This is a genomic window from Rhodococcus sp. AC861 (assembly GCF_979256035.1).
In genome coordinates, this window is record NZ_CEEDMW010000034.1 from 1 (window position 1) to 281 (window position 281).

Sequence of the window (281 nt, forward strand, 5' to 3'; positions counted from 1 at the left end):
CGGTGATGCCTCCGACGGCCAGGACCGCGGCGTCGACGCCGTTCTCACCGGCCTTGCCCGGGTGGATACGTTTCGTCAGCGCACCGTCGTCGATGACCGCCCACACACCTCCGGTGAACGATCCCGCGATCCCGAGAGCGTCGGCATAGGCTCCGCGGTCGGCGCCGAGACGCGACGCCGCCGCTGCGGCTGCGCCGAGGCTGCCCATCGTGCCGCTGGTGTGCCAGCCGCGAGCGGGGTGCGCGGCGAAACCACCGAGCGATTGCAGTGCGCGATACCCC

The 281-nt window shown here is 72.2% G+C and carries 1 protein-coding gene; it reads right to left on the reverse strand.

Annotated elements, in window-relative coordinates:
• Window positions 1–281 (reverse strand): MmgE/PrpD family protein (locus AC0IX4_RS23025; RefSeq protein WP_471831400.1); only part of this gene is annotated, 281 nt, incomplete at both ends.